The 16,975-nt window shown below is 56.6% G+C and carries 10 protein-coding genes; 7 read left to right on the forward strand and 3 right to left on the reverse strand.

Annotated elements, in window-relative coordinates; genetic code table 11:
• The first annotated feature begins 269 nt into the window (after window positions 1-269).
• The 5 genes from B2R17_RS16415 to B2R17_RS16435 all read left to right on the forward strand — a co-directional run bounded on the left by B2R17_RS16415 (window position 270) and on the right by B2R17_RS16435 (window position 11,360).
• Window positions 270-1,652, forward strand: a complete 1,383-nt coding sequence (locus B2R17_RS16415) for a hypothetical protein (protein ID WP_286764827.1) — start codon at window positions 270-272, stop codon at window positions 1,650-1,652.
• A gap of 279 nt (window positions 1,653-1,931) precedes the next feature.
• On the forward strand, window positions 1,932-2,588 hold the full coding sequence (locus tag B2R17_RS16420) for a hypothetical protein (RefSeq protein ID WP_286764828.1): 657 nt from the start codon (window positions 1,932-1,934) through the stop codon (window positions 2,586-2,588).
• 261 nt (window positions 2,589-2,849) lie between these two features.
• Complete coding sequence (locus B2R17_RS16425; protein ID WP_414707345.1) at window positions 2,850-8,150, forward strand: DUF1549 domain-containing protein; 5,301 nt, start codon at window positions 2,850-2,852, stop codon at window positions 8,148-8,150.
• 28 nt (window positions 8,151-8,178) lie between these two features.
• Entirely contained in the window at window positions 8,179-9,675 is a 1,497-nt protein-coding gene (locus B2R17_RS16430; RefSeq protein WP_286764830.1) for a DUF1501 domain-containing protein, read from the forward strand.
• Window positions 9,676-10,043: 368 nt separating this feature from the next.
• Window positions 10,044-11,360 carry an FAD-binding oxidoreductase gene (locus tag B2R17_RS16435; RefSeq protein ID WP_286764831.1) on the forward strand — a complete coding sequence of 439 codons (1,317 nt, stop codon included), beginning with the start codon at window positions 10,044-10,046 and terminating at the stop codon, window positions 11,358-11,360.
• 180 nt (window positions 11,361-11,540) lie between these two features.
• Here B2R17_RS16435 and B2R17_RS16440 read toward each other — a convergent pair whose 3' ends face one another.
• Both B2R17_RS16440 and B2R17_RS16445 read right to left on the reverse strand, forming a co-directional pair.
• A complete protein-coding gene (locus B2R17_RS16440) occupies window positions 11,541-12,371 on the reverse strand; it encodes an SDR family NAD(P)-dependent oxidoreductase (protein WP_286764832.1) in 831 nt (276 codons plus the stop codon).
• A complete protein-coding gene (locus B2R17_RS16445) occupies window positions 12,362-13,093 on the reverse strand; it encodes an SDR family oxidoreductase (RefSeq protein ID WP_286764833.1) in 732 nt (243 codons plus the stop codon). Before B2R17_RS16445 ends, B2R17_RS16440 begins: the two co-directional genes overlap by 10 nt.
• Before the next feature lie 149 nt (window positions 13,094-13,242).
• On the opposite strand from B2R17_RS16445, the gene B2R17_RS16450 reads away from it, so the two are divergent.
• Window positions 13,243-13,821, forward strand: a complete 579-nt coding sequence (locus B2R17_RS16450; protein WP_008667748.1) for a glutathione peroxidase — start codon at window positions 13,243-13,245, stop codon at window positions 13,819-13,821.
• 245 nt (window positions 13,822-14,066) lie between these two features.
• Here B2R17_RS16450 and B2R17_RS16455 read toward each other — a convergent pair whose 3' ends face one another.
• On the reverse strand, window positions 14,067-15,806 hold the full coding sequence (locus tag B2R17_RS16455; RefSeq protein ID WP_286764834.1) for a hypothetical protein: 1,740 nt from the start codon (window positions 15,804-15,806) through the stop codon (window positions 14,067-14,069).
• Between the two features lie 455 nt (window positions 15,807-16,261).
• Between B2R17_RS16455 and B2R17_RS16460 the strand changes: the two genes are divergently transcribed.
• Window positions 16,262-16,942: a redox-sensing transcriptional repressor Rex gene (locus B2R17_RS16460; protein WP_339888700.1), complete on the forward strand. Its 681-nt coding sequence runs from the start codon at window positions 16,262-16,264 to the stop codon at window positions 16,940-16,942.
• Window positions 16,943-16,975 lie beyond the last annotated feature (33 nt).

The following is a 16,975-nucleotide window of genomic DNA, read 5'->3' on the forward strand; positions in this document are numbered from 1 at the left end:
TCAGGAGCGTTAGAGTTCGGATTGTCATCAGAGTTTCCTTGACTGGCAAAGCAGGCGGATCGGGCAAGGTGGACCCAAAGGGAAAACCGAGCCTAAACGTTGGCCTTGGCATCAAGACCACTCAAAAGTAGGACGCTCTGCGTGTTGTGCAAATGCAACACGCTAATTTTGGGCAACAATTTGTTGACAAAACGCCACATCCCACCTTCAGAAGGGCTGTGGTAGCTTGGACGCCCCGCACGATTCATACGACCCGTTTGATTGTTCGCATGATGCAGCTCCCTCACTTTCACGACCACAAGTCGCTGATGAACGACAACGCCATCAGCCGATCATCCGGTTCCTCGATTCGCGTCATCGCGGAACGGGGCACGCCCCCGCGTGCGATCCCGCCTTGGTCGCTCAGCGTCACAGTGCTCAAAATCACAGTGCTCAGCATCACAGCGTTCTGCATCACGCTATGCGGTGCGATCGTGTCACCACCGGCTCCAGCCCACGCGGGCCAGCCGTTGTCGTTTGACACGAGCAGCTTCTCAAAGCCTCTGACTTTGTCCGAGTCCAGCCATTGGACATCAAGCGAAACGATCGCGGCGAAAGATGTCGCCGAGCTCGAGCAGGCAGAAGAGATCGAGCGTCAGGCTGAAATGCAATTGGACGCGTCTGAGTCGCTGGCGTCCGTCCGTCCAGCCGCGGACGCCGTGATTCATCCGTCGTCGATGATTCCTCCGGGATCGTTCACCGTTCCAGCACCCTCCAGTTTGCAGCGGTGTTTGTCGAGCGATCGCTATTGGTTGATCAGCACGCGCCACATCACCAGCACAGCTTGTCGAGCCAACCTGCAAAACCCTAACCTGCGTATCTCGCGGCTGAATCGTTGCGGTCGAGTCACCCCGTCCAGTCTGGACGAATACCTCGCGACGTTTGATCCAAGCCGCCCGCGAGTCATCTATGTGCACGGCAACCGCCGATCCGCACCGCTGGCCATCGAACGCGGTTTGGATGTCGCTCGCGAATTGGAGTCGAACCGCTGCGGCCAAGTGCCGATGGATTTTGTGATCTGGAGTTGGCAGAGTGATCGTGAAACGTTCGCAATCACGGATGCTCGCATTAAAGCTGAACGGACCGACGCGCAAGGTTTGTATTTGGCTTGGTTGCTGCATCGTCACGTGGACGCCGCTCAGCCGACGGCGCTGATCGGCTTCAGCTTTGGTGGCCGCATCGTGACAGGCAGCTTGCACGCTTTGGCGGGCGGAACGATTGGTCGTCGTCGATTGAGCGAAGAGCCCGTGATGGCCGCCAACCTCGATGTTGGCTTGTTGGCTCCCGCGATCCAGAGCGATTGGTTGATGCCGCACGGGTACCACCGTTTGGCGACTCAAAACATGAATCGACTGGTGCTGCTGTACAACCAACGCGACGCAATCCTTAAGAACTACTGGCTGCTTTCGCGAATCCGTGGCACACGTGCTTTGGGGTACACCGGCCCAACGCGGTTTGCGCCTCGGTATGACGGATCGCCGCTGCCGGTTCGTTCGCGAGATTGTTCACCGACGGTCGGAAAGGCTCACTCAGAAGAAGATTACTACAAGCGATCGTGTTTCGCCGGTCGCGAAATGGCGACGTTGCTGACTAGTTGCCAGCAAATCGACTGATTGGCGGGCTTGGTAGGCGGGCGGTTGGTCTCATCGGCCGCAACGCGTTAGCGTCCGGTTCGTGGTTTGTTGCCGTGTGGTGACGCTCACTGGCTGGCTGTTGAAATCCCCACAGCCCGAACAGTTTGACTAAGCCGAGGACTTTGCCTGTTGGTTGCGACGCGCGAAAGTGCGAACGCGTTGTACCGGACCGATCGATCGCGACGATTCGATGGGTGTCGCAAAGGATCTGCGACGTTTACTTCGTTCGGTTTCACAGGATGCAGTGCCGCCAGTCTCATGAAAGTCAACTCTCTTCACGCGTCGGTTCCCGTATTGTTGGTTGCGATGTTGGCTGGTTGGGCCAGCAACGAGTGCCACGCCGATTGGCCCTTTCCTTTGCTGCGTCCCGATGGGGCTCAGCGGATCGATGTGATCGGACCGGTCGGTAGCCGGATGCCAGAATCGTATCGACGCCAATACAACCGTCCGACTTACTTTGGTGGCAAGACCGCAGCGATCATCGCTCCGTCCAGCCAAGAGGCTCGGGCGTGGCAACGAGCCGATGCATTGGGGTTGTATGACAACAACGGCCTCAAAGGAGCACTGAACGGCAAGCACTGCCCGCCGCAACGAGTCGAGCAACACTACTTCTATCCCAAGCCTTGGGAAGTTCTGACCGTTGGGCCTCGTCGATCGCGATCGGCCGATGCCGACGACGTCGATCGCTATGAAGAACCAGTCTTGATGAAAGAGGTCGCCCAGGAATTGGAAGAAGCGGAGACGTTGCATCGCCCCAATCCAGACGAACTGGAATCGGTCTTGCCGGAGCCCGAAGCTCAGCAACCCGTGCAAGACCCAGCCGCCGACGCGTTGGATCTGAACGACCAATCGTCCCTTCCCGCGACCCGCGATCCCGTCTTTGTGGCTCCCGTTAGCGGACTGATTCACCGCTAGTCGGCGAGTGTTTGATCAAGTGGCATAGGGATTGAGCCTGGATTGAGCACAACCACAGGTTGGGAACCTATGCCACTCTTGGCGAGACCCGCCCTCTTTCCCAGGGAATTCTCGCTCAACCTTTGCTTGACCAACAAGGAAGCCGCCACTAACCTGTGCGTAAGCGGGGATTCACCCCGCTCCCGCCTGCCACCTCCCACACGGCTACCGAATCAGTGTCTCCCCGGGATTGATTCGGATCGGCGATGATTTTTCGTCCCCATGCATTTGCTTGGAAGGAAATTCGTCGTGATAGATATTTCGTTGGTCACGCTGTCCAAACAGTCACCGCGATCCCCACTTCCCCACTTAGCCGTTGCGGGACTCTTCTTTTTCTCTGCCCTCGGTTCCCCACCGAGTTCGGCAGCGGACGAACCCGATGCGGGCAACGTCAGTTTCCACGACGACGTCTTGCCAATCTTGCGAACCAATTGCTTTGGTTGCCATCAAGGTGCCAAGCAATTGGGCGAATACGTCATGACCGACTTTGATGCGTTGATTCGCGGCGGGGAAAGCGGCGACGCAGCGATTGTTCCCGGCGACGCCGATTCGAGCTACTTGGTCTCATTGATCACTTCGCACGATGGCGTTGCAGAGATGCCCAAATCGCCTCGGAAACCTTTGCACGAAACCGAGGTTGAAACGATTCGGAAATGGATCGAACAAGGTGCCTCGAACGATTCGCCCGAATCATCCGGTCCACATTTTGATGCGGATCATCCGCCGATCTACGCCGGGCCGCCGACCCTGCCATCGATCGATCTTTCGCCCGACGAGCAAACTCTCGCCATCGCGGGTTACCACGAGATCTGTTTGCTAGACGCCAATTCAGGCGAAATGCAAACTCGATTGGTTGGCATCTCGCCTCGCATCAACTCCGTGCGTTTTTCACCTGATGGATCACGCATCGCGGCTGCCGGCGGTACACCCGGCGAACTCGGTGAGCTTCAAATTTGGAACGCATCGACCGGCGAGCTAGAACTTTCGCGGCAGGTCACCTACGACACGATCACTGGTTTGTCGTGGTCGCCCGATGGTTCCAAGATCGCGATCGGAGCGAACGACAACACGGTGCGAGCCTTGGACGCGGCCAGTGGCGAACAAGTCTTGTTCCAAGGGGCTCACGAAGATTGGATTCGCGACACGGTCTTCACGCCGGACGGCAAGCACTTGGTTTCGGTCGCTCGCGACATGACGTGCAAGTTGACCGAGGTCGAAACCGAACGCTTCATCGACAACGTCACGTCCATCACACCGGGAGCTCTCTCTGGCGGCCTGTCCAGCGTCGCAATGCATCCTTCCCGCGATGAAATCGTCGTCGGCGGGGCCGATGGTGTGACCAAGGTCTATCGTGTTTTCCGTCAAACCAAACGACAAATTGGTGACGACGCAAACTTGATCCGCAATCTGCCGCGGTTGAATGGACGCATCCGCCAAGTCGTTGTGAACTCGGCCGGCACGCATCTCGCCGCCGTCGCAACGATCGACGGTCACTCCGAACTACGAGTTTGGAAGTACGACTTCACCGGTGAATTGACCGACGAACTCAAAGCCATCCTCGGCAAACGCGTTGCGAATCGTTCGGCCGAAGAAAAGAAGAAGGTCGACGGATCGGCCAATCAAACGACCACGCAAACGGTGCACTTTGAACTGCCCAACGCCGCGGCGTACGCGATCGAACTTGCTGGCGACGGAAGCGTTTTTGTCTCCGCCAACGATGGCCAGATCCGTCACCTTGATCCAACCGGCAAATTGGTTCGAACCTTCCACGCGGTGCCGCAGTCTGGAGCGGAAGGGCGCGAGCCCTCCGGTTCCACTGCACCGGGCGGCTTGCGCCGTTCCGCTAAAGGCGAAGGTCCTCTCGGGACCGATCGCGAGCTGGACTTCTCATCCACCGCCAAAACTGACGATTTACCTTCCGAATCGCCGGTCAATCTGTCGGAACTGGTCGAGCTATCCGTTGTTCCTGAATCGATTTCGCTGACTTCGCCCTACGACTACGTTCAACTCGTCGCCATCGGGAAACTGCGAGATGGATCGACGGTCGACGTGACGCGTCAAATCACGGTTTCAAAATCTGATGCCTTCGCCAGTCTTCCTGGTGGGCTGATTCGTCCTCGAGGCAATTCCGTTGGCGAAGTCACCGTCAGCTTTGGTTCGCATCAACACACGCTGCCGCTCGAGATCACCGGGCAGAGCGAATTTGCCGTTGACTTTATCCGCGATGTTAATCCGGTGTTGTCTCGTTTGGGATGCAACCAAGGCACCTGCCACGGGGCTCAGAAAGGCAAGAACGGATTTCGGTTGTCGCTGCGAGGTTACGATCCGATCTTCGACATCCGAGCCCTGACGGATGACTTGGCCGCGCGACGCATCAATCCATCGGCTCCCGACGATTCGATGATGCTTCGCAAACCGCTGGGCACCACGCCTCACGAAGGCGGCACGCTGATGAAGAAGGGCGATCCCTATCACGCGGTTTTGCATCGCTGGATCGCGGATGGTTCCAAGCTAGATTTGGAAACGCCACGCGTCGCCTCGCTTGAGATTTCGCCACGCAACCCCGTCGTTCAGTCCACTGACGCTCGACAACAGGTCCGCATCGTCGCGACCTATGCCAACGGCGACATTCGAGACGTCACGCGGGAAGCGTTCATCAGTTCAGGCAACACCGAAATCGCGACCGCGAAAACTGGCGGGTTGCTTCAGGCCGTTCGGCGTGGTGAAGCACCCGTGCTGGCTCGTTTCGAAGGTGCCTACGCCGCCACGACGTTGACCGTGATGGGTGACCGTTCGGGATACGAACAAGCCGAAGTGGATACTTGGGGTCGGATCGATGAGTTGGTCGCTCAAAAGTGGGATCGAATGAAGATCATTCCCAGCGACGTTGCCAACGACGCCACCTTCCTCCGCCGAGTGCACTTGGACCTGACTGGATTGCCTCCGACCAGCCAAGCGGTTCGTGAATTTTTGGCGGATGAGACGCCTAGCAAATTGAAACGCCAAGCCGTGATCGATCGCTTGATCGGCAACGAGGACTTCGTCGAATATTGGACGAACAAGTGGGCGGATCTGTTGCAGGTCAACCGCAAGTTCCTCGGCGTCGAAGGCACGAAACTCTATCGCGATTGGATCCGCAAAGCGGTCGAGGAAAATCGTCCGTATGACGAGTTTGCCTATCAAATCCTGACGGCGTCTGGTTCCAATCAAACCAACCCCGCCGTGTCGTACTACAAAGTCCTCCGGACCCCCGAGGACACAATGGAAAATACGACGCACCTGTTCCTTGGCATTCGATTCAATTGCAACAAGTGCCACGATCACCCATTCGAACGCTGGACCCAAGACCAGTATTACGAACTGGCGGCCTACTTCGCCAAAGTCGATCGAAAAAAGGATCCGGATTCCGGCAATCGAAAGATCGGTGGCACGGCGGTCGAAGGTGCCACGCCGCTGTTTGAGATCATCGCCGACTCAGCTGATTCCGAAGTCCAACACGCTCGGACGGGCGAAGACGTTGTGCCGTCGTTCCCGTACGAATTGGCCGGCAACACCGCCACTGAAGCTGATCAGCAGACTCGAAGTGCATCATCGGACGGACAAACGTTGGTTTCGAAATCCGACGACGCACCGACACGACGTGAGGAACTGGCGAACTGGATGACGGATCCGACGAATCCGTACTTCGCACGTTCTTACGTCAACCGCATCTGGGGCTACATGACCGGTGTTGGTTTGATCGAACCGATTGATGACATCCGAGCGGGCAACCCGCCGACCAACCCACAATTGCTGGACTACCTGACCGACGAGTTCATCGGTTCGAACTTTGACACTCGACACCTGATGCGTTTGATCGTCAGTTCACGAACGTATCAGTTGTCGGTTGAGTCCAATCAATGGAACGAAGACGATCACCTGAACTACTCTCACGCGACGCCGCGACGTTTGCCCGCCGAAGTAATTTTCGACGCGGTCCATTCGCTGACGGGTGCCACCAGCCAAATCCCTGGCATGCCAGCTGGGACACGGGCCGCCGCTGCGACGGATTCGGGAGTGGCGTTGACCGACGGATTCCTCGCGAATCTTGGTCGTCCTGTGCGAGAGACCGCGTGCGAATGCGAACGAGGCACGGACCTGCAACTGGGGCCAGTGATGGCGTTGATCAGTGGTCCGACGATCGGTACCGCGATCAGCGACCCGAAGAACGAGCTTGAGAAGATCGTCGCTGAAAACTCCACCGACGAAGCCGTCACGGAAGAAATTTTCTTGCGAGCTTTGGGACGCTATCCGAGCGACAAAGAGCGAGCCGCTTTCGCGACCATTCATTCGCAGATCGCAGGCGACCACGAAACGCTGGTTCAACGATTGGCCGATGCCGAGGCGGCTTGGGCGGAGCGTTTCCCCAAGTTAGAAGCGTCTCGCAAAGAGATGTTGGCGAAGCTCGCCAAGGACATCGAAGCTCGACGTGCGGAAATCGCTGATGAACGAGCCAAGATGGAAGCCGAGCGGCAAAAGAAGATCGATGAGGCTACTCAGAAGCTTGCGGATCAAGAAGCGAAATTGCCCGAGTTGGTCAACGCGTTTCTGAAGGAGAAGAAGGCCGACACGGAATGGCATCCTTTGGCACCGACCGGACTGTCCGCGACCAACCAAGCGACGTTGGCGGTCCAGCCCGACCGCAGCGTTCTGGCGAGCGGGAAACAGGGCAATGGTTCCTACATTGTCGATTTTGAAACCAACCTGACCGGCATCACTGGTTTCCGTGTGGAAGCATTGACCGACCCGAGCCTGCCGCAAAACGGTCCCGGCCGCGCGGGCAATTTCGTGGTCACGGAAATCACCGTTCGTGCTGGCTCGGCTGGTTCGGATGAGGCTGATACCAAACCCAAAGATTTGCCTGCGGTCAAAATTGCCCGCGCGTCAGCGGACTTCTTGCAGAACGGTTTCAAGATCGAAAGCACGTTCGATGGAAATGCGGGCAACCAATCTGCCTGGGCGGTTTCCGGAGCGAATGGACACGAGCACTGGGCAACGTTCCAGTTCGCCAAGCCGATCGACAGCGAAGGCAAGACACGTCTGCGATTCGAATTGGCGCAAAACCACAACGCAAAGGATCACCAACTCGGTCGGTTCCGCATCAGCGTGACCACCGACTCAGGCGAAATCCCATTGGGATTGTCCGAGACTTTCGCGGCCGCGGAACGCACCCCGGCCGACCAGCGTGGCGAAGCGTTGTCCAAGGCGATCGATCAGTACGTTTCCACGCTCAACCCCGATTTGAAGTCGGCCCGTGACGGACTGAACCAAGCCAAACGTCCGCTGCCGGAAGACGAGCAGATCGTCGCTCTGCAAAAGCGACTGAAACGCTTCGAGGCTGAAACACCAATCGACCCGTCATTGGTCGAACTGCGAGCCAACGTGGAACGGTCCAAGACTCAACTGGGCAGCATTCGCCTGACTGCCGCGGAAGACCTAGTCTGGGCTCTCGTCAACTCGCCCGCCTTTTTGTTCAACCACTGATTCGTCGCCACCAATCTTCGAGAAAACAATGTTGTCTTTCAAAGGCCCGCGTGCCAAAGATCTTTGCGACCCTCATTTGGGCGAAACCCGGCGTGCGTTTTTGCGAGTCGGTGGTGCGTCGCTGTTTGGATTGTCGCTGCCACAACTCATGCAGTTGCAATCGAGCCAAGCTCAGGCTGCTGAGGCGACCGGCAAAGCGGACGCTCACCACAGTGGTGGACCAGGATGGGGCAAGGCCAAGTCGATCATCATGGTCTATCTTCAAGGTGGCCCGAGTCATTTGGATTTGTGGGACCCCAAGGAAAACGTTCCGGACAACGTCAAAAGCCAGTTCAAGCCAATCTCGACCAAGATTCCCGGCGTCAAATTCACAGAGAATCTGCCGCGTTTGTCTCAGGTGAACGACAAGTTCACGATGATTCGGTCGATGTCGTACACGCCCAACGGTTTGTTCAATCATACCGCGGCGATCTATCAAATGATGACGGGATACACGACCGACAAGGTCAGCCCATCGGGACAGCTCGAACCGCCATCGCCAAAGGACTTTCCGAACTTTGGCAGCAACATCGTCAAGATGAAACCGCTCGACGAACCAATGTTGCCGTTCGTTATGCTGCCGCGTCCGTTGCAAGAGTCAAACGTTGTCGGCAAAGGTGGCACGGCTGGTTTTCTAGGTAAAGCGTTTGATCCATACACGCTGTATCCACCCGGCGATGACATGGACATGGACAAGCTGCAAAAGATTCGCACGGATGACCTGTCGCTTCGCGACGAGGTCTTTGATGTTCGTCTGCAGCGGCGAGCCAATCTGCGTCAGGCTTTGAACGAGCAAATGCCGGTCATCAACGAAGCGGTTGAAAAGTTTGAGCTGGACCAAAACTACGACCGAGCACTCTCGTTGATTTTGTCCGGTCGTGCTCGCGACGCGTTCCAGTTGTCCGCCGAGGACGATGTCCTTCGTGACGCGTACGGTCGCAACTCATTCGGTCAAAGCTGCTTGCTCGCTCGTCGTTTGGTCGAGGCTGGCACGCGAGTCGTCGAAGTCATCTGGCCCAAGGTCGCCAACAGCGACAATCATTCCTGGGACCATCACTCGGGGCTTTCCAAACGGATGAAGGATCAATCGGCTCCGATGCTGGATAACGGATTGACGACCTTGATCGAGGATTTGGACCAACGTGGCATGTTGGAAGAGACCTTGGTCGTCGCCGTTGGCGAATTCGGACGCAGCCCACAGCGTGGTGTCAGCACGTCGGGCAACAACAACTCCGACGACGGTCGCGATCACTGGCCTTATTGCTACACCGCCGTGGTTGCCGGTGCGGGCATGAAACGAGGCTTTGTTTACGGAAAGAGCGACAAGACCGCATCGGCCCCTGTTGATAATCCGGTGCATCCCGCGGAGCTCCTCGCAACGATCTACCACAGCTTCGGCATCGATCCTGAAACGATCGTCTACAACCACCTCAACCAACCCCGCGAGTTGGTCAAAGCACAGGCAGTGACGTCTCTGATGACTTGATCGGTTGGTAACCGGATTCTCTGGAATTCGGACGCGCCACTAGAAAGAGAACGTTAACCGTCTACTTGCGCCACCGAATTCTTGGCGAATCCGGCTACGATTGGAGATCGTTGTAGTACATGAGGCCACGAATCCTCGAGCGTGGGACTTGTGCATTGGACTCGTTGCCTCGTCCACTACCTACGTTGATTGGATGAAGTTGGTGGCAAGAATCGGTTCAAGTGACACAATCGGTTCAACCAGGCCGTACGTTGGGCGACTGCGAGGGATTCCGTTTTTCATGACGTGCTCGCTCATTCGGCGGAGCAACAAATTCAATGGTCAACCTGTTGAATTTGATTGCTTCCACTTTTCCGAGTGTTTGAGCCGTGTCTCCATCGTTGTTTTTCGCTGCCATCTTCTGTGGAAGCTGCTTCCTTCTCTTCGTGGGTAGCGCCGACGCGATCGAAGAATGGGAATGGAAACGACTGACGCGAAAGCGGCTTCCGAAACTTCGCAGCGGCAAAGCGTTTGATGCTGCATCCGCGAGGTCGGTCGATCAGTCTGCCGCGGCGTCGAAGACCGATGTGACCAAACACCCGAACCGATGGAAAGGTTGGCGATCGGCGAGCGTGCAATCGGTCAAAGATGAATCCCCGGATTGTCGCTCTTTCGTTTTCGTTCCGACCGACGGCGAACCGTTTCCACCATTCTTGGGCGGCCAGTATTTGACCGTGCGATTGAACGATCTTTCGACGGGCAAGAACGTTTCGCGTTGCTACAGCCTTTCAAGCGGACCCGATGAACCGCATTACCGAATTACGGTGAAACGGGTTCCGGGCGGGACGATGAGCAACTTGCTGCACGACACAATCGATGTGGGCGATCGGATCGAGATCCAAGCTCCCAAGGGCAAGTTCCATTACTCGGTGGAAGCAAGCCAAAGCGAAAATCCCACGCCGCTGAACTTGATCGCGGCGGGCATCGGGATCACGCCAGTGCTTTCGATGCTGTTTCAGAGTCTGAACGAGCGGATGGACCGCGAAGTCAATTTGTTCTACCAAGTCCGAAATGCAGTCGACGCACCCTTCCTGGCACCCATTCGCGAAATTGCGAAAATGCTGGAGGCCACGACCGGCGTTCGTGTGCATCTTTGGTTCAGCAAACCTGAAGATGATGATCTACGACCTGGGGATTCAATCGGACGATTGTCAGCGGAGCAGATCGTGGATCGTCTCGGACATCACCGCGGCGAATATTTGATCTGCGGACCGGACGTGTTCATGAATGCGATTGCCGAGGGATTGATCGAGTGCGGAGCGTCCGCGAATGACGTGATGTTCGAATCATTTGGCGGGAAGTCCAAGTCGGCGGGAGCGTTGGCGGTTCCGGCCTGCGACCCTTGTCCTGATGAGTCAGACGCTAATGAGACTGGATCAGACGATTCGATTGGCTGGAACGTGACGTTTCAAACCAGCGAGAAGTCCGCCTTATTTGAGGCTGGGATGGACGGACTGCTGGACGTTGCTGAATCGCTGGACGTGGATGTCGACTCAGGGTGCCGCTCGGGTGATTGTGGTGCTTGCGTCCGTCGTTTGCTCTCGGGCGAAGTGAAATACGCCGAGCCGCCGGAGTGCGACGTGGAAGAAGGCGAAGCGGTCCTGTGCGTTGCCAAACCGCTCAGCGAAGTCGTCGTCGACGCGTGATCTCGCACCGTAGGCCAGGTTCCACCTGGCGATGGTTGCAGGCCGGTTGAGTTTGCATCTCAATCGAACGATCGTTCACGAGGACGCCTCGCTTGGTTCCCAAGCATCGGCGTGGTTGCCATGTAAAACATGGCCTACGGGGCGGGCGCGCATCCGCGAGGCGGGAAATGGTTTGCCGATTTAGGCGGTGCTTTTGCTTAGCAGCCAATCGGCCAGTCTTGGTGAGATCGCGTTGATTGCCATCAAGGCTCGGACCTTTGGTGGCAACACGATTTCAATCTTGCGTTTTTGGATGCATCGCAAGACAGCATCCGCGACGTCTTCGGGTGGCAATCCCTTCAGCTTGGCACCGCCGCCGGGTTGAGCTGCCGTGGCTGGAACGCCGGCTTTCTTGTCGGTTTGGTAGCGGTCGATCGGTTGATCGTCGTCGCGGCGAATTGGTCCCGGACACACCACGCCGACATGGATCCCGTCCGCTTCCAACTCCATTCGAAGTTGTCGCGAAAATCCGACTAGAGCGTGTTTGGCGATGACGTAGCCACCGAGGTAGCGCGGTGCGACTCGGGAGGCAAGCGAGCCAAGGTTGACGATCGTGCCTCGCGACTTCTTCAGTTCTTCGTAGGCGGCATGGCAACATGTCCATGCAGAGACAACATTGTCGCGAAACATTGATTCGAGTTCCGCGGCACCGCTGTTGATTAGCAACCCACGGTCGCTGCGTCCGACAACGTTGACCAAAACGTCCAGCGATCCAAATTTTGCAACGTGATGTTCGACCAACAAGTTCATCGCGTCCGAATTACAAGCGTCACCGGCGAAGGTGTTGACGTTCTCGCCACTGAATTCGCTCGCCAAAGTCGTTGCCGCTTGGTCCAGCCGTTCTGGATTGCGTCCCAGCATCGTGACCGAATAGCCCTCGCCGAGCAGACGACGACAGACGTGCAGACCCAAGCCCGCGGAAGCTCCCGTGACGATGGCCGATGGAGTCTTCGTCGGCGAAGTCACACCCATTCTTGCGTGGTGGGTTTGATCACGATTTCGGGCACACAAGCTCGCGGTGGCAGCTGGCAAATCGACAGCACGACCGACGCGATGTCTTCCGGCTGCAGGATCGATTCCTTGTGCTCTTGGCTGACCGGTACGGGACGGTTGTCCAAGATCGGCGTGTTGACTTCGCCCGGATAAACGTTGGTGATTCGAACGCCTTCATGACGGACTTCGTTGGCGACGGCGGTGCCCATCGCGGTCATCGCGAATTTGCTGGCACAGTAAACGACTCCGCCCAGCGTGATGGCTCGTTTGCCGGCCACGGAGGAAATATTGATGATCAGGCCATCGTGCCGGTCACGCATCGCACCGATGACTTGGTGGATGCAGCGGTAGGCACCGGTGGCATTGATTCGTAGAACGCGGTCCCACTCATCTGGATCCATTTCCGCCATGGTTCGTTTGGCGATGTTGATCCCGGCGCTGTTGACCAAGATGTCCACGTCACCCACGTTCGTGCGGACGTCTTGGAAGAAAGCTTCGATGCTTTCGTTTTCGGCAACATCGATGGTGTGCGTTCGAACAGGGCTGGGCGAATCGATCGACCCGGCGAGTTCTTTCAGGGGTGCCTCACGACGGCCACCGATGGTTACTTTCGCACCCGCCATCGCCAATTCGCGAGCGATCCCTGCACCGATTCCGGTGCCTCCACCGGTGATGGCAACGACTTTGTCTTTCAAATTCATGGTGGAATGCAAGTTGGGGGGATGATGCGTGGGGGAAGTTTGATTTTCGATTTGCGGCGGGCATTTCGCAATCCCCCCTTGGCGACACGGTTATAGTGAGGATGCTTGTTTTGCTCCCCCCTCACTCTTGTTTTCCCACAGGAAAATCGATGTCACGTTTTTTGCTTCTCACGCTCGCCCTGGGTTGTCTGATGAATGCTCCTCAACCTGTTTCCGCCGCTGACTCCACCGCGGATCACGAATGCGTGTTGGCTCACGAGGCCAAAACCATCGAAGGCAAGGAAGTGGATCTGCACGACTACGAGGGCAAAGTCGTCCTGATCGTCAACGTCGCCAGCAAGTGCGGCTACACCAAGCAGTACGCTGGATTGCAATCGCTGTACGAAGCCCACAAAGACGACGGGTTGGTCGTCCTCGGATTCCCTTGCAATCAATTCGGTTCGCAGGAACCAGGTACGAACGCGGATATCCTGGAATTCTGCAGCGCTCGGTACAACGTCACGTTCCCGATGATGGGCAAGGTCGACGTCAATGGCGATGACGCGTCGCCTTTGTACAAACAATTGACCAACGTCGAAGCCAAACCGGCGGGCAAAGGTCCGATCAGTTGGAACTTTGAAAAGTTCTTGATCGGTCGCGATGGTCAAGTCGTCGGACGTTACAAATCGAAGGTCGCGCCATCGGACGAAGAATTGGTCTCGGCGATCAAGTCCGCTTTGAAGGGCTGATAGCGAGACGTCAGCGCAAAAAAAACGGGGCGAACTTGTCATGCAAGTTCGTCCCCATTTTTGTTTGATCGCGTAGATTCCACAGGAGCACCCCGGTGACTTCGTGGCCGGTGATCCGTTGTTCGGTCGGATGTCCGAATCAACACGGCCGACGAAGTCGGTTGAGGTCGCTTTGTGGAGAGCGTTACGTCAGTGGTTCTCCGGGTAGCCCCGTCGTAGGGGGCTCCCCTGAGATCCGAATTCAATTAGCAACCGCAAGCTGGTGCAACATCGCAGCCAGCGTCGCAACCGCAGTCGTTTCCGCAGCCACAGCCGTGTCCGCCGAGGATGCCCTTGAGCAAGCTACGGATAGGACCAGCCGAAGCAGGTGCACATGCTGGAGCACAAGCGTCTGCACAAGGATCTGCACATCCGCAAGCTGGAGCTGGGCAGCAAACAGTCACTGGGACTTGCTTGCAGACAACTCGTGGCACGCAACGAGTCACGGTGTAAGGCTCGCAAACTTTGCGGCACTTCTTGACCTTGATCGTTTCTTGGTAGCACTCTTTGCGGCAAGTCGTGTAGCACACGGTCTTGGTGCGGCATTCTGGGATCATCTTGCACACTTTGTACTCGACGGTCTTGGTACGGCACTCAGGAACCATCTTGCAGACGGTGTACTTGCAAACTTTGGTGCGAGGCTCGCAAACCATCTTGCAAACGGTGTAGTTGCAAGTCTTGGTGCGGCACTCAGGAACCATTTTGCAGGTCGTGTAGTTCACAGTCTTTTGACGGTTTTCGCAAACCATCTTGCAGACCTTGTACTCAACCGTCTTGGTACGGCACTCAGGAACCATCTTGCACACGGTGTAGTTGCAAGTCTTGGTACGGCACTCAGGAACCATCTTGCACACTTTGTACTCAACGGTCTTGGTGCGGCACTCAGGAACTCGACGGCACACGGTGTAAGGGATTTCACGAGTACGGCATTCTGAGACGTACTTGGTGCAAGTCACTTCTTTTTGCTCGCAAGTTGGGACCCAGACTTTCTTGCAGATCGTCTTGGGGCAACCTTGAACGCATTCCACTCGGCATTTGCCGGGGCGGTACACGGTTCGGCAAGTTGCTGCATCGAAGTACGAAGTACCGGGCTCACGCACGGTGCGACGAATCATCGGTCCAGGAACGGTTTCCGTCACAGTTTCCCAGTGTCCACCTTTGACCGTGATGGTCTTGGTGTACGTTTGAGGAACGCTGACGCGGTAGGTTTCCGTGCGAACTTTTTGTTCTTGCACGGTGTTGTAAACCGTGTAGTTGATGTTTCGCGTACGAGTTTCGTACGTTGGCACCATCACGGTGTAGTTCGTCACTTTTTGACGAGTTTCGTACACTGGCTTGTTGACCGTGTAGTTGATCGTCTTCGTACGAGTTTCGTACACAGGTTTCTTGACTGTGTAGTTGATCACCCGTTGGTGCTGTTCGTAAACAGGCTTGTTAACGGTGTAGTTGATCGTTTTCGTACGTGTTTCGTACACAGGTTTCTTGACTGTGTAGTTGATGACCTTTTCACGAGTCTCGTACACAGGCTTGTTGACTGTGTAGTTGATCGTGCGTTGGCGTGTTTCGTACGACGGTACCATGACCGTGTACTGAACTTCTTTTTGGTGAGTCTCTGGAACCATTCGCGTACGGTTGACCACTTGGTCTTCGAAGTACACTTCGTTCCGTGTGCGGTAGCGAGTCTCTTCGACTTGCTCCATCACAGTTTCGCGAACGGTTCGCATCACGGTGTACGAGCCACCGGCGACGGCGGAACCGTCAGCGACAACCGAACCACCAGCGACAGCTGAGCCTTCTGCCATTACCGATCCATCGGCAACAACGGAACCACCACAGCTGCTACAACCTTCGTAGCTGATCGCGCCGCTGTAAGCAGCGTGAGCAGCATTAGCGCCCGAGACGATCGAGATGATCATCAATGCAGGCAACAACCACAAACGTTTCATCGTAAGTTTCTCCACAGGTAACAACGGGACGTTGTATGAACGCAGCTTCCTTTGGCCTGCCGGATACCCCCCGGCTTGACCTCTAAACCAATCAAAACCCAGACTGCTAAACCGATCCGCTGCCTGATTCACTGTCACGGTCGTGCAGATTGCCCGTCGACTGAACGAAGGCCGAGGCTGCGGGAGTGAGAGCGGGACGGCCCACACGTGGGCCAGGGAGGGTCGGTAAGGCTTCACTTACCAGCCGGTCAGAGATAAGCTGTGCCCAATGCGTGTGAGGCACAGGCGAGAACTCTGCGGACTAGTAAAACTGATCTTGATGCACAAACTTCATCGTCTGCGGAACACTCGTTGAACAAGCAAACAGGGCAGTCCTGGCAAAACGGAACGATTGGGTCGTCAAGTCCTACCGACCTTGCAGGTTGTTCCAATCGCAACGACTGTGCGGCTGGATCATGAATATGAACACCGATCACGAAACGAGCGATTCAGGTGGTTCCGATGAGGGCGATCGTAGGGCCGAATTGTCGACTCCCGCGGTCGGTCGATTGTCTCTTTACTACCGCGAATTGCACCGGTTGCTGGCGTCGGGAGAGACGTCCACGAACAGCCGCGACCTGGGTGCGATGGTCAACGTTTCGCCCGCCGTCGTTCGTCGCGACCTCAGTTCGATTGGGTCAATTGGCCGCCGAGGTGTCGGATACGACGTGGCAATTCTGGCTGAACGGATTGGCGCGGTATTGGGGTCGGGCGTGCAGTGGAAAGCGGTGCTGATTGGCGTCGGTTCCCTGGGCAACGCGCTGTTGCGTTACCGCGGTTTTGAACGCCTGGGTTTCTCACTTGCGGCGGCGTTTGATACCGACCCAGCGAAGTATGGACACGAGGTCGGGGGCACGACCGTTCGTTCGCTGGACAATTTGGAAGAAGTGCTGGCGACCGCGAAACCGGAACTCGCCATCTTGGCGGTCCCGAGCGAACAGGCCAGCCAAGTGGCAACGCGAGTTCTGGCCGGCGGAATTCAAGGCATCTTGAATTTCGCACCGACGACGCTTCGCGTGCCACCGGGAACAGCCATCATCAATGTCGATCTGGCCAGTGAGCTGCAGCAACTGGCATTTCGAATTCAGAACCGCTGACGGGTTGAGGGTCGAGCACGAGCACGAGCACGA

Origin of the sequence: Rhodopirellula sp. UBA1907 (assembly GCF_002337565.1) — a bacterium.
GTDB classification, from domain to species: domain Bacteria; phylum Planctomycetota; class Planctomycetia; order Pirellulales; family Pirellulaceae; genus Rhodopirellula; species Rhodopirellula europaea.